The 13,603-nt window shown below is 70.0% G+C and carries 11 protein-coding genes; 5 read left to right on the forward strand and 6 right to left on the reverse strand.

Annotated features, from left to right (window positions below):
• Window position 1: 1 nt before the first annotated feature.
• Genes xerD through C8E83_RS07735 form a run of 3 tightly spaced genes read right to left on the reverse strand, consistent with a single transcriptional unit; the run spans window position 2 to window position 3,296 of the window.
• Window positions 2-994: a site-specific tyrosine recombinase XerD gene (gene xerD / locus C8E83_RS07725; RefSeq protein ID WP_121369190.1), complete on the reverse strand. Its 993-nt coding sequence runs from the start codon at window positions 992-994 to the stop codon at window positions 2-4.
• Between the two features lie 42 nt (window positions 995-1,036).
• Window positions 1,037-1,627 (reverse strand): NUDIX domain-containing protein, encoded by a 591-nt coding sequence (locus C8E83_RS07730; protein WP_245981486.1) that lies wholly within the window; start codon window positions 1,625-1,627, stop codon window positions 1,037-1,039.
• Between the two features lie 4 nt (window positions 1,628-1,631).
• Window positions 1,632-3,296: a CTP synthase gene (locus C8E83_RS07735; RefSeq protein WP_121369191.1), complete on the reverse strand. Its 1,665-nt coding sequence runs from the start codon at window positions 3,294-3,296 to the stop codon at window positions 1,632-1,634.
• A 214-nt stretch (window positions 3,297-3,510) separates the two neighbouring features.
• Between C8E83_RS07735 and C8E83_RS07740 the strand changes: the two genes are divergently transcribed.
• The 5 genes from C8E83_RS07740 to C8E83_RS07760 all read left to right on the forward strand — a co-directional run bounded on the left by C8E83_RS07740 (window position 3,511) and on the right by C8E83_RS07760 (window position 10,169).
• Window positions 3,511-4,560: a LacI family DNA-binding transcriptional regulator gene (locus C8E83_RS07740; RefSeq protein WP_170159871.1), complete on the forward strand. Its 1,050-nt coding sequence runs from the start codon at window positions 3,511-3,513 to the stop codon at window positions 4,558-4,560.
• A 121-nt stretch (window positions 4,561-4,681) separates the two neighbouring features.
• Window positions 4,682-6,799, forward strand: a complete 2,118-nt coding sequence (locus C8E83_RS07745) for a beta-galactosidase (RefSeq protein ID WP_121369193.1) — start codon at window positions 4,682-4,684, stop codon at window positions 6,797-6,799.
• A gap of 42 nt (window positions 6,800-6,841) precedes the next feature.
• The gene (locus C8E83_RS07750; RefSeq protein ID WP_245981488.1) at window positions 6,842-8,197 is read left to right on the forward strand and encodes an extracellular solute-binding protein; all 1,356 of its coding nucleotides are present in this window, start codon (window positions 6,842-6,844) and stop codon (window positions 8,195-8,197) included.
• Between the two features lie 74 nt (window positions 8,198-8,271).
• The gene (locus C8E83_RS07755; RefSeq protein ID WP_121369195.1) at window positions 8,272-9,231 is read left to right on the forward strand and encodes a carbohydrate ABC transporter permease; all 960 of its coding nucleotides are present in this window, start codon (window positions 8,272-8,274) and stop codon (window positions 9,229-9,231) included.
• Window positions 9,228-10,169 carry a carbohydrate ABC transporter permease gene (locus tag C8E83_RS07760; RefSeq protein ID WP_121369196.1) on the forward strand — a complete coding sequence of 314 codons (942 nt, stop codon included), beginning with the start codon at window positions 9,228-9,230 and terminating at the stop codon, window positions 10,167-10,169. The genes C8E83_RS07755 and C8E83_RS07760 overlap by 4 nt, the downstream gene beginning before the upstream one ends.
• 18 nt (window positions 10,170-10,187) lie before the next feature.
• Here C8E83_RS07760 and recN read toward each other — a convergent pair whose 3' ends face one another.
• The 3 genes from recN to C8E83_RS07775 are packed head-to-tail and all read right to left on the reverse strand — an operon-like array spanning window position 10,188 to window position 13,600.
• Window positions 10,188-11,888: a DNA repair protein RecN gene (recN, locus tag C8E83_RS07765; RefSeq protein WP_121369197.1), complete on the reverse strand. Its 1,701-nt coding sequence runs from the start codon at window positions 11,886-11,888 to the stop codon at window positions 10,188-10,190.
• Window positions 11,885-12,784 carry an NAD kinase gene (locus C8E83_RS07770; RefSeq protein ID WP_245981491.1) on the reverse strand — a complete coding sequence of 300 codons (900 nt, stop codon included), beginning with the start codon at window positions 12,782-12,784 and terminating at the stop codon, window positions 11,885-11,887. The genes recN and C8E83_RS07770 overlap by 4 nt, the downstream gene beginning before the upstream one ends.
• Window positions 12,785-12,820: 36 nt before the next feature.
• Entirely contained in the window at window positions 12,821-13,600 is a 780-nt protein-coding gene (locus C8E83_RS07775; protein ID WP_342768911.1) for a TlyA family RNA methyltransferase, read from the reverse strand.
• Window positions 13,601-13,603 lie beyond the last annotated feature (3 nt).

Below are 13,603 nucleotides of genomic sequence, written 5' to 3' on the forward strand. Positions count from 1 at the left end.
GCTACCGGGGCTCCGCCGACACTCCGGTCTCCCCCGCCGCGCGGGCGCGCGCGGCGGCCGCCTCGCGAGCCTCGCGCTCGCCGGGGCGCCAGCGGGCCCGCGGGTGGGACTGTCCGTAGGCGTCTCGGAGGGCGTCGGCGGTGACCAGCGTGTAGATCTGGGTGGTCGCGACCGACGAGTGCCCGAGCAGCTCCTGCACGACCCTGACGTCGGCCCCGCCCTCGAGCAGGTGCGTCGCGAAGGAGTGCCGGAGCGTGTGGGGCGACAACGACGCGCTAAGCCCCGCCCGCGACGCCGCGCCCTGGATGATCAGCCAGGCGTTCTGCCGCGACACCCGCGCGCCGCGCACCCCGAGGAACAGCGCAGGCGTCGCCTTCCCCCGCTCGGAGAACAGCGGCCGCGCGCGCACGAGGTAGTCGTCGATCGCCCGTCGCGCGTAGCTGCCGAGCGGCACGATCCGCTGCTTCCCGCCCTTGCCGAACAGCCGCACGACATCGCCCTCGATGACATCGTCGACGTTCAGCGCCACCGCCTCCGACACTCGGGCGCCGGTCGCGTACATCAGCTCGAGCAGCGCCTTGTCGCGCAGGCGCACGGGGTCGTCGCCGTCGGTCGCCGCGAGCAGCGCCTCGATCTGCGCGACGGTGATCGCCTTCGGCAGGCGCTTCGGCAGCTTCGGCGGCCGAGTGGTCGTGGTGACGTCGTCGGGCGCGAGCCCCTCGTCGGCGACGAACCGGTGGAAGCTGCGCACCGACGAGACGATGCGCGCGACCGACGAGGCGGAGAGCGGCTCGTCACGGGTGGCGAGCGCTGCGGGTAGCTCGGCCACGAGTGCGGGGGTGACGAGCGCAGGATCCTGCACCCCTCGCTTCTCGAGGAACCTCGAGTAGAGCGCGAGGTCGCGCCGGTACGCGGCCACCGTGTTGACCGACAGCCCGCGTTCGACCGTGACGTACCGCAGGTAGCGGTCGCGGGCGGTGTCGAACGCGGTCATGCCGACCAGGCTAGGGCCGGAGCGCCGGGGCGCAGGCAAGCGCTACGGCCGGGCGCCCTTCTTCGCGTGCAGTGCGAGGGCCGCGATCGACAGGATCGAGTTGTGCAGGCGCCCGTCGAGGATGCCGTCGACGACCTCCTGCAGCGGCACCCAGCGCACCTCGATGTCGGCTTCCTCGGCCTCACGGTCGAACGTCTGCGGCGCGGCCCCGGGGTTCGAGGCATGGAAGACGTACAGCACCTCGTCGCTGCCGCCGGGCGACGTGTTGAACGTGACGAGGGGCTCCCACGTCGACGCCTCGAGGTCGGCCTCCTCGGCGAGTTCGCGCCTCGCGGCCACCAGCGGCTCTTCGCCCTCGATGTCGAGAAGGCCCGCGGGGAGCTCCCAGTCGCGCGACCGCACGGGGTGGCGGTACTGCTTGATGAGCAGGATCCGGCCCTCGTCGTCCTCGACGAGCACTGCGACCGCCCCGGTGTGCTCCACGTACTCGCGGCGGATCGTCTGCCCGTTGTAGTCGAAAGCGTCGCGACGGATGTTCCACACCGCACCGTGGAACGGCACCTCGGTCGAGGTGACGTTCACCTCGACGGCGTCGTCCTTCAGAGGCTCACTGGGCACGCTGTCGCCGGTCACGCCGTCACTGGGCACTGTCGGCCACCTCGAACAGGCGCGACGAGTTCTGCCGGTCGAGCGACGCCGCGACGAGGCCCTGGAACAGCGGGTGGGCGTGGTTCGGCCGCGACCGCAGCTCGGGGTGCGCCTGCGTTCCGATGTAGAACGGGTGCTCGGCCCGGTCGAGCTCGACGTACTCCACCAGGTGGCCGTCGGGCGAGGTGCCCGAGAAGACCAGGCCGGCGTCGGCGATCTGCTCGCGGTAGTGGTTGTTCACCTCGTAGCGGTGACGGTGACGCTCGGAGGCCTCGTTCGCACCGTAGAGCTCGGCGGCCAGCGACCCGGGCAGGAGCGCGGCCGGGTACAGCCCCAGACGCATGGTGCCGCCGAGATCGCCCGACTCGAGGATGTCGACCTGCTCGGCCATGGTGGCGATCACCGGGTGCTGGGTGTCGGGGTCGAACTCCGACGACGACGCGCCCTCGAGCCCGGCCTTGTGGCGCGCGTACTCGATGACCATGCACTGGAGGCCGAGGCAGAGGCCGAGCGCCGGGATCCCGTTCTCGCGGGCGAAGCGCAGCGCGCCGAGCTTGCCCTCGATGCCGCGGATGCCGAAGCCGCCGGGCACGCAGATCCCGTCGACCTCGGCGAGCGCCTTGGCCGCGCCCTCGGGCGTCTCGCAGTCGTCGGATGGGATCCAGCGCAGCGACACCTTGGTCTGCTGTGCGAAGCCGCCGGCCTTGAGGGCCTCGGTGACGCTGAGGTAGGCGTCCGGAAGGTCGATGTACTTGCCGACGAGGCCGATGGTGACCTCGTGCTTGGGCTCGTGGACGGCCGACAGGATCGGGTTCCAGCCCGACCAGTCGACGGCGCCGGCTTTGTGGTCGAGTCCGAGGTGCTCGATGATGTACGCGTCGAGGCCCTGCTCGTTGAGCATGTGCGGGATCTCGTAGATGCTCGGCACGTCGCGGGCGTTGACGACGGCGTCCTCGTCGACGTCGCACATGAGCGCGATCTTGCGGCGGTTCGACTCGGTGACGGGCCGGTCGGAGCGGAGCACGAGGGCGTCCGGCTGGATGCCGATGGCACGCAGCGCTGCCACCGAGTGCTGCGTCGGCTTCGTCTTCTGCTCGCCCGAGGCGCCCATGAACGGCACGAGCGACACGTGCACGAAGAAGACGTTCGCACGCCCGAGCTCGTGGCGCACCTGGCGCGCCGACTCGAGGAACGGCTGCGACTCGATGTCGCCGACGGTGCCGCCGACCTCGGTGATGATCACGTCGGGCTGCGGCTCGTCGCCGGCCTGGAGGCGCATGCGGCGCTTGATCTCGTCGGTGATGTGCGGGATCACCTGGACGGTGTCGCCGAGGTACTCGCCGCGGCGCTCCTTGGCGATGACGGTCGAGTAGATCTGACCGGTCGTGACGTTCGCGCCCTGGTTCAGGTTGATGTCGAGGAAGCGCTCGTAGTGGCCGATGTCGAGGTCGGTCTCGGCGCCGTCGTCGGTGACGAAGACCTCCCCGTGCTGGAACGGGTTCATCGTGCCCGGATCGACGTTGAGGTACGGATCGAGCTTCTGCATCACGACGCGCAGACCGCGCGCGGTGAGGAGATTGCCAAGGCTGGCGGCCGTGAGGCCCTTGCCGAGCGAGGAGACGACACCGCCCGTGACGAAAATGTGTTTCGTCACCTTGGGCTTGCCGTCAGAAGGAAGAGGACCCGAGTTCGAATTGACCACCACGGGCTTCCATCCTACGTCACCGATCGTTCAGGATTCGAGCGTCCGCGTTACAACCGTGTGTCGCGTCGCTCGCCCGCGCGTGTCGCGAAACGCGCCCGCGCGTGTCGCGACGGCCGCTACTCTCATGGCAGGCCGACGGGCCGCCGAGTCGAGAGGACACGCCATGACCGAGGTGCGAGCGGAGGGCCCCGACTCCGTCCCGCCGCGACAGAAGGCGCCCACCATCTACGACGTCGCCCGTCTCGCGGGCGTCTCGCACCAGACCGTCTCGCGACACATCAAGGGCCACCGCATCTCCGACCAGAGCCGCGAGCGGGTCGAGAAGGCCATCGACGACCTCGACTTCCAGCCCAACAGCGCCGCCCGGTCGCTCGCGACGAGATCCAGCCGCAGGATCGGGGCCCTCGCCTACGAGATGACGCAGCTGGGCCCGATGACCACCCTCAGCGGAGCCGCGTCGCTCGCCCGCGAGGCCGGTTTCGTGCTCGACATCGTGACGATGAACCCCGTCGACCCGACCTCGGCGCGCGCAGCGATCGACCTGGTGAAGCAGAACGATCTCGCCGGCATCCTCGCGTTCACCCCGACCGACGACGTCCGGCTCGAGCTCGAGAGCACCCGCTTCCGCGTCCCGGTCTACGTCGAGCACGAGGTCGACGACGACGCCCACCGCGGCAACCTGAACTACGACGCCGCGGCCGTCGTCGCCGAGCACCTCCTGGGCCTCGGCCACCGCTCGTTCGCCCACGTGGCCGGGCCGGGCAACTGGCCGTCGTCGCGGCTTCGCGCGGCGGGGTTCGCCGACACGCTCCGCGCTGCCGGCGTGACGCCTCCGCAGGCGGAGGAGGGCGACTGGAACCCGGCCTCCGGGTTCGACGCGATGACCCGCATCCTGCGACGCGGCGAGCGCTTCACGGCCGTCTTCGCGGCCAACGACCAGATGGCGATCGGTGCGATCGCCGCCCTCGCCGGAGCGGGTCTGCGGGTGCCCGACGACGTCTCGGTCGCCGGCATCGACGACATCGCCGAGGCGGCGTTCGTCTCGCCGACGCTGACCACGGTGCCCATGAGATTCGCAGGTCAGGGGCGGTTCGCGTTCCGTCGACTGCTGGCCATGATCAACGGCGAGACCCTTCCCGAGCTCGGCGACGAGCTGCGCGGAACCCTCGTGGTCCGGCAGTCGACCGGCGCTCCGGCCGACGCGTCGCGCTGAAAAAAGTTCTTGCGGGTCGGAACGACCGCGTGTAGCTTCGTCCGAAGTTACCGGTAACAGCGCATTCCTCGCGAAGGGTTACCGCTAACAACCCGGACACGACAATGGAGTTTGCACAGCGATGACGCTTTCCCCCACCCCGCCCTCGGCCGACGAGCGGTTCCTCTTCGGAGCCGCCTTCTACCCCGAGTACCGCCCGGAGAACTCTCCCGCCGACGACCTCGATCTCATGAAGGCCGCCGGGTTCACGGTGATCCGCGTGGGCGAGTCGGTCTGGTCGACCTGGGAGCCGCGCGACGGCGAGTTCGACCTCGAGTGGCTGCGGCCGACGCTCGACGCCGCGGCGGAGCGCGACATCTCGGTGATCCTCGGCACGCCGACCTACGCGGTGCCGCCGTGGCTGCAGAAGCTCCACCCCGAGATCGCCGCCGAGCCGGCCACGGGCAAGCCCATGAACTGGGGCGCCCGGCAGGAGATCGACTACGCCTCGCCCGTCTTCCGCGAGTACGCCGAGCGCATCATCCGCAAGGTCGTCTCGACCTACGCCTCCCACCCCGCGGTGATCGGCTACCAGGTCGACAACGAGCCCGGCCTCGTGCTCTTCCACAACGACCACGTCTTCGCGGGCTTCCTCGACCGCCTCCGAGCGAAGTTCGGCACGCCGGAGGCCCTGAACGAGGCGTGGGGGCTGACCTACTGGTCGCACCGCCTCACGAGCTTCGACGACCTCTGGCGACCCGACGGCAATTCGTTCCCGCAGTACGACCTCGAGTGGCGCCGCTACCAGGCCGAGCTCACGGACGACTTCATCCACTGGCAGGCCGGCATCGTGCGCGATTACTCGACTCCGTCGCAGTTCGTCACCACCTGCATCGCCTACCCTCGGCCGGCGCAGGACGACGTGAGCCTCACCGCGGGCCTCGACGTCACGGCCGGAAACCCGTACTACGACCTGCAGGACGGCCTCGATCTCGTCGAGCCGAAGGCCGAGCCCATCGGCTTCGCCGTCTCGGGCGTCGGCCCGTTCTTCCGTCAGGCCGACCGCATGTGGTCGAGCCGGCAGGAGCGCTTCCTCGTCACCGAGACCGACGCCCAGTCGATCGGCGGCCACGCCTACAACCTGCCCGGCTACCCGGGGCAGCTGAAGCAGGCCGCCTACGGCCTCGTCTCCCGCGGCGCGAAGATGATCGAGTACTGGCACTGGCAGACCCTTAACGACGGGTTCGAGACGTACTGGGGCGGCGTGCTCCCGCACAGCGGCAAGCCCGGCCGCGTCTACGACGAGGTCGCCGAGCTGGGCCACTCGCTCGCGACGGTCGGTCCGCAGCTGGCGGGCTTCACGCCCGACAGCGACATCGCCCTGCTCTACTCGAACGCCAGCAAGTGGGCTCTCGAGTTCTTCAGCCCGCTGCCGTCGGCCGACCACGACATGCACGGCGACCCGACCGCGTACCACCGCATCTTCGACGCCTTCCACACCGGCATCGTCGAGTCCGACCGCCAGGCGCTCGTGATCCACGACACGCAGCTGCCCGGGCTCGCGGCGGCCGCGTTCGCCGAGGCCCACCCCGTCCTCGTGGTCCCGGCGCTCTACTCGTCCGACGACGCCACGCTCGCCTGGCTGCACGACTACGTCGACGCCGGCGGCCACCTCGTGCTCGGCATCCGCTCGGCCTACGCCGACGAGAGGGTCCGCGTGCGCAAGCTGGTCGCCCCGCCGACATTCGCCGACGCGGCAGGCGTCCACTACGACGAGTACACCAATCTCCGCGGCCCTCTGGGCCTCACCGGCGACGGGTCGCTCGCTCTCTCCCCCGACGCCCGGGCGACCGAGTGGGCCGACGGCGTCATCGCCGACGACGCCGAGGTGCTCGCGACCTACGACCACCCCGAGATCGGCCGCTTCGCCGCGATCACCACCCGGGTCGCAGGATCCGGCCGCGTCACCTACGTCGGCACGGTCCCGAACCCGGCCCTCGCGAAAGACCTCGCGACGTGGCTCGTCCCCGAGCCGCAGTCCTCCGGCTGGTCCTCGAGCCCGGCGGGCCGTGTCACGACCGTGAGCGGCACCGCTTCCGACTGGCGCATCCGCTTCGTCTTCAACTGGTCGCGCGACGAGGTCACCGTCGACGTGCCCGGCGACGTCATCGACGCCGAGACGGGCGACAGCCTCGAAGGCCCGCGTTCGATCGTGCTGCCGCCGCGCGGCGTCAGGATCCTGCGCCACCCCGCCCGCTGACCTTCCCTCCCCCGCACCATCCCTCACACAAAGGAAAGACACATGCGTCGTAAAACAGCACAGCGCATCATGACGGTCGGCGCCGCTGCCGCCGCCATGTCGCTGCTCGTCGCCGGATGCTCGTCGCCCTCGACGTCGTCGTCGAGCACGAAGCCGGTCAGCGCCTCCGACATCACGAAGGCGATGAACACCCCCACCACCCTGAACTTCTGGACCTGGCTCCCGAACGTGTCGACCGAGGTCGCGATGTTCGAGAAGAAGTACCCGAAGATCAAGGTCAACGTGAACAACGTCGGCCAGGGCGCCGCCCAGTACACCAAGCTGACCAACGCGATCTCGGCCGGCAAGGGCGCGCCCGACGTCGCCCAGGTCGAGTATCAGTACCTGCCGCAGTTCGAGCTCACGAAGAGCCTCCTCGACCTGTCGCCGTACGGCGCCTCGAAGCTCAAGTCGTCGTTCTCCGCCTCGACCTGGAACCAGGTCACGCAGGGCAGCGCCGTCTACGGGATCCCGCAGGACTCCGGCCCGATGGGCGACCTGTACCGCGCCGACATCCTGAAGAAGGCCGGAATCACGGAAGCTCCGAAGACCTGGGACGACTTCGCCACGGCGGCCGCGACCGTCAAGGCGAAGACCGGGAGCTACCTCACCGACCTCCCGCCGAACGACGCCGGCGCCTACATCGGCCTCCTCTGGCAGGCCGGCGTCAAGCCCTTCAAGTACTCCGGCGGCAAGGACGTCACCGTCAACCTCGACACCGCGACGGCCCAGAAGGTCGGCACGTACTGGAACACCCTGCTGCAGAAGAACCTCGTCGCGGTCGACCCGAACTTCACCACCCAGTGGTACCAGGGCCTCGACAAGGGCAAGTACGCCACGTGGCTGACCGCCGCGTGGGGCCCCGTCTTCCTGCAGGGCGAGGCGAAAGACACCGCCGGCCTCTGGAAGGCCGCCCCGCTGCCGCAGTACTCCACGACGGCGAACGTCTCGGCGAACCTCGGCGGCTCGACCGACGCGGTGCTGAAGTCCACGAAGAACCCGATCGCCGCCTACGAGCTCGCGAAGTTCATCAACACCGACCAGCAGTCGATCGAGACGCTCAACACGAAGCAGTCGCTGTATCCGCCGCAGACGAGCCTGCTCAACAGCGCCTCGTTCAAGGCCCAGTCGGCGCCGTTCTACGGCGGCCAGAAGGTCAACGCACTGTTCGCCGACATCACGAACACGGTCGACCCGGACTTCGAGTGGCCGCCGTTCATGGCCTACGTCTACTCGAGCTTCAACAACACGTTGGGCAAGGCGATCGCCGACAAGACCGACCTGAACGCCGGGCTGGCCGCCTGGCAGAAGTCGATCGTGTCGTACGCCAAGGGGCAGGGCTTCACGGTCACGCAGTAGCGCACCGCCGGGGCGGGGAGCCGGCATCCGGCTCCCCGCCTCTCCCCCTCCCGTTCGAAGAGAAAGGCCCTCGCGTGACGACCTCCGCGAACACCCTCGCCTCAGCCCGGCCCGCAGCCGCCGAGCGCCGGCGCCCGCGCACCTCCAGCGACAAGCGCCGGCAGCACATCGCCGCCTACGTGCTCATCGCGCCGTTCTTCCTGGTCTTCCTGGCGATGCTCGTCGTGCCGCTGTTCTACTCGGGCTACCTCAGCCTGTTCCAGACCAAGCTCGTCGGCGGCACCACGTTCGTCGGCATCGCCAACTACATCCGCGCCTTCACCGACAGCCAGTTCCTCTCCGGCCTCGGCCGCATGGGCCTCTTCCTCATCATCCAGGTGCCGGTGATGGTGTGCCTGGCGCTGTTCGTCGCCCTCGCCATCGACTCCGGTCGGGCCAAGGCGAGCACAGGAGCCCGGCTCCTCATCTTCATCCCCTACGCCGTCCCCGGCGTCGTCGCCACCCTGCTGTGGGGCTACATCTACGGCACCGACTTCGGGCCCATCACGCAGATCTTCCAGGCGCTCGGCCTCCACGCACCCAACCTGCTGTCGAACGCGAACGTGCTCGGCTCCCTCATGAACATCGTCACGTGGGAGTTCGTCGGCTACAACATGGTCATCATGTACTCGGCCCTGCGGTCGATCCCCACCGACCTCTACGAGGCGGCCGAGATCGACGGGGCGGGCCAGTTCCGCATCGCCTGGAGCATCAAGATCCCGGCGATCCGTCCGGCGATCCTGCTCACCGTGATCTTCTCGATCATCGGCACGTTCCAGCTCTTCAACGAGCCCGAGCTGCTCCAGTCGATCGCCCCGAACGCCATCTCGTCGTCGTACACGCCGAACCTCTACGCCTACACGCTCGCCTTCGTGAACCACGACGTGAACTACGCCGCCACGATCGCCTTCGCCCTCGGATTCGTCATCATGATCATCTCGTTCGTCGTCCAGATCGCCCAGCAGCGCTCCCAGCGTCAGGGGGCGTCCGCATGAGCGCCGTCACCTCCGAGAAGGTCGGGGCGCCGGGTCGCGGCGCCTCGAGCGCCACCGGCCGTGCGTCGCGCCGCCGAAGCAAAGGCCGCGCCGGATCGCGGAAGAGCCCCCTGCTCACGGTGATCCTCTGGGTGATCGCCGCCTACTTCCTCCTACCGCTCATCTGGCTGGTGATCTCGTCGACGAAGGACAACGGCGACCTCTTCTCGACCTTCGGCTACTGGTTCGGCAAGTTCAACCTCGTCGCCAACGTCGAGTCGCTGTCGACCTACCAGGGCGGCATCTTCTGGCACTGGCTGATCAACACGGTCGTGTACTCCGTCACGAGCGCCGTCCTCGCCGCGTTCTTCGCCACGGCGGCCGGGTACGCGTTCGCCAAGTACGTGTTCCCGGGCTCGAAGGCGCTGTTCTACAGCGTGCTCGGCGCCATCATGATCCCGACCACCGCCCTCGCGATCCCGACCTTCCTTCTGTTCTCGAGCGCGGGGCTCACGGACACACCGTTCGCCGTGGTCCTGCCGTCGCTGGTCAGCCCGTTCGGCGTGTTCCTCATGAGCGTGTACGCCGCCGATGCCGTCGACACGAGCCTCATGGAGGCCGCCAGGATCGACGGCGCCGGCGAGTTCCGGATCTTCTTCCAGGTCGCACTCCGCCTCCTCGGCCCGGGGATCGTCACCGTCCTGCTGTTCGCGCTGGTCGCGACGTGGAACAACTACTTCCTGCCCCTCATCATGCTGAACACGCAGACGCTCTTCCCGCTCACCGTGGGGCTCTCGCAGTGGGAGGCCGCGTCGTCCTCGGGCGGCGGCGGGTCGCAGGCGCTGTTCTCCAGCGTCATCACCGGGTCGCTGATCTCGATCCTGCCGCTGGTGATCGCGTTCCTCTACCTTCAGCGGTTCTGGCAGTCCGGCCTCGCGACCGGCGGCGTCAAGGGCTGACTCCGGCCACTGGCACCGCTACGCGCGCGAGCCGCTCGCAGCCATCGCGAGCAGCTCGCGCGCGTGTTCGAGCCCGGACTCGCTGTCGGGCAGGCCCGAGAGCAGTCGCGCCATCTCGGCGACGCGCTCGTCGCCCGAGAGCTGCTGCACGCTCGACTCGGTGACGGCGCCCGAGGCGTCCTTCACCACCCGCAGGTGATTGGTCGCGAAGGCCGCCACCTGCGCCAGGTGCGTCACCACGATCACCTGGGCCCGCTCGGCGAGCGTGGCGAGGCGGCGGCCGATCTCGATGGCGGCGGATCCGCCGACTCCGGCGTCGACCTCGTCGAAGACGAACGTCGGCACGTCGCTCGAGGCGGCCATGACCACCTCGATCGCGAGCATCACGCGGCTCAGCTCACCGCCCGAGGCGCCGCGGCCGAGCGGTCGCGGCTCGCTGCCCGAGTGGGGGCGCAGGAGCAGCTCGACCCGATCGGCGCCGGAGTGACCCAGCTCGTCGCGGGGTGAGACCTCGACGACGAGCTCGGCTCCGCCCATGGCGAGCGCGGAGAGTTCGGCGCTCACCCGGGCGGCCAGGTCGGCTCCTGCGGCCCGTCGCAGTTCGGTCACCAGTGCCGCCTTCTCGACCGCCGACGCCTCGAAGTCGGCGACGTCGCGGGTGAGCTGCTCGACGCGGTCGTCGTCGCCGTCGAGCTCCATGAGGCGGCGGGAGCCCTGGTCGAGCAGCAGGATCGCATCGTCGAGCGTGGGGCCGTACTTCCGCACCAGCATGCCGAGGTCGGCCCGCCGCGCCTGCACGATCTCGAGCTCGCGGGCGACGTCGGCGTCGAGCGACCCGAGGTAGCTCGACAGCCGCTGCGACGTCTCGCCGACCTGCACGCTGATGTCGGTGAGGAGCTCGGCGATCGATGCGAGTTCGGGGTCGTGCCGGGCGACGTGGTCGACCTGCCGCCTGGCCTCCTCGACCAGGGTGAGCACGTCGGGGGCGCCCTCGACGTTCTCGCTCGACAGAACCTCGTGGGCGAGACCGGCGGCGAGACGGAGGTCTTCGGCGTTCGTGAGCCGCTCGGCCGTGGCGTCGAGCTCGGCGTCCTCGCCGGGCTGCGGCGCGACCGCTTCGATCTCGTCGATCGCGGTGCGCAGCGCGTCGGCCTCGGCGAGTCGAGCGTCGCGGTCGCCCGTGATGGCGGCGAGCTCGGTCTCGGCGGCGCGCCACGACTCGAACGCGGTGCGATAGCTCACCAGGGCGTCGGCGAGCGCGGCGCCGCCGTGCGCGTCGACCGCGTCACGCTGGGCGGTCTGCGACTTCAGCCTGATCTGCTCGGACTGCCCGTGGACGACGACGAGGTGCTCGGCGAGGTCGCCGAGCACACCGACCGGTGCGCCGCGACCGCCGACGACGGCGCGCGAACGCCCCTCGCTCGACACGATGCGCGACACGTACAACTCGCCGTCGTCGACGTCGCCGCCGGCGTCTCGCACTCGCTCGGCCACGGCGCCGTCGTCGGGCACGCTCCATCGTCCGTCGACGACGGCCTGCGACGATCCCGACCGCACCGCGCCACCGTCGGCCCGCTGGCCCAGGAGCAGGCCGAGAGCCGACACGACCATGGTTTTGCCCGCCCCGGTCTCCCCCGTCACCGCCGTGAAGCCCGGGCCGAGAGGGAGCGTGGCCCGGCCGATGACGCCGAGGTCGCGGATCCCGATCTCCTCGATCACGGGGCGTCCGTCCGGGGGCCCTGCGGACCCCGCCACCCGGTGACCGGCAGGCGGAACTTCGCCACCAGACGGTCGGTGAACGGCGCGCGACGCAGTCGCGCGAGCCGGACGGGCTTGGGTGACCGCTTCGTCACGACGCGGGCGCCGGGCTCGAGGGTGTGGGCCCGGCGGCCGTCGCACCAGAGCACGCCCGAGCCGTCGGTGCGGCTGAGCACCTCGACGGCGAACGTCGACTCGGGGCCGACGACCAGCGGCCGCGCGAAGAGGGCATGGGCACTCAGCGGCACGAGGATCATCGCTTCGACCTCGGGCCAGACGACCGGGCCGCCGGCCGAGAAGTTGTAGGCGGTCGAACCGGTCGGCGTCGACATGACGACTCCGTCGCAGCCGAACGACGACAGGGGTCGGCCGTCGACCTCGATGACGACCTCGAGCATCCGCTCGCGCGCCGCCTTCTCGACGGTCGCCTCGTTGAGCGCCCAGGTGCTGAAGACCCGCTCGCCGTCGACCAGCACGGCCACGTCGAGTGCGAATCGCTCCTCGACCTCGTAGTCGAAGACGAGCACCCGCTGCACGGTGTCGTGGAGGTCGTCGCGCTCGCTCTCGGCGAGGAACCCGACGTGGCCGAGGTTGACGCCGACGATCGGTGCGCGGGTGCCGCGCACGAGCTCGGCGGCGCGCAGGATCGTGCCGTCGCCGCCCAGGACGATCACGGCCTCGATGTCCTCGACGTGGACGCCCTCGCTGAGGATCTCGACGCCGGCGAACGACGGCTCGGCCGCCTTGACGTCGTCGTACTCGTCGCGCGGCACGACCGGGACCACGTCGTTCTCGAGGAGGAGGGCGCACACCTCGAGGGCCGCATCGATGCTGTCGCGGCGCCCGGTGTGCGACACGATCAGGATGTGGCGCTTCTTGCTGGCGGTGATGGCTCACCCTCCTGTCATGTCGTCGACCCGTGCGATCCATTCTGTCGGATTCGCGCCGGTGCTGGCCGAGAAGTGCACGCAGTACTCGCGATTGCCCGCCGTGCCGACGATGGGCGACTCGATGAGGCCGGCGGTGCCGAGGCCGAGATCGTGCGCGGCCCAGAGCACCGAGTTCACCGCGTCGGCACGCAGCCCGGCGTCGCGCACGATGCCCTCGCGCACGCCCTGCCGACCGACCTCGAACTGCGGCTTGATGAGCAGCACGAAGTCGGCGCCCGGCCCGACCGAGTCGACCAGGGCGGGCAGGATCAGCGACAGCGAGATGAACGAGACATCTCCCACCACGAGATCGACCGCGGCGGCCCTGTCGTCGAACGACGACAGCTGCTGGCGCGTCAGATAGCGCGCGTTGACGCCCTCCACCGCGACGACTCGCTCGTCGCTGCGGATCGCCGGCGCCAGCTGTGCGTGGCCGACGTCGAGCGCGATCACGAACGCCGCGCGCCGCTCGAGCAGCACCTGCGTGAAGCCGCCCGTGGACGCGCCCACGTCGAGAGCTCCGCGCCCCGCCGGGTCGACGTCGAACGCGTCCAGGGCGCCGACGAGCTTGTGCGCGGCGCGACTGACGTAGTGGTCGAGCCCGGCGACCTCGATCGCCTGAGAGTCGCGCACGGCGAACGACGGCTTGAGCTGCGCCCGACCGTCGACCGTGACGAGGCCCTCGGCGAGGAGCCGGTGCGCGTGAGTGCGCGAGCGGGCCAGGCCACGCGCGGTCAGAGCCACGTC

Origin of the sequence: Frondihabitans australicus, assembly GCF_003634555.1 — a bacterium.
Classification (GTDB): Bacteria; Actinomycetota; Actinomycetes; order Actinomycetales; family Microbacteriaceae; genus Frondihabitans; species Frondihabitans australicus.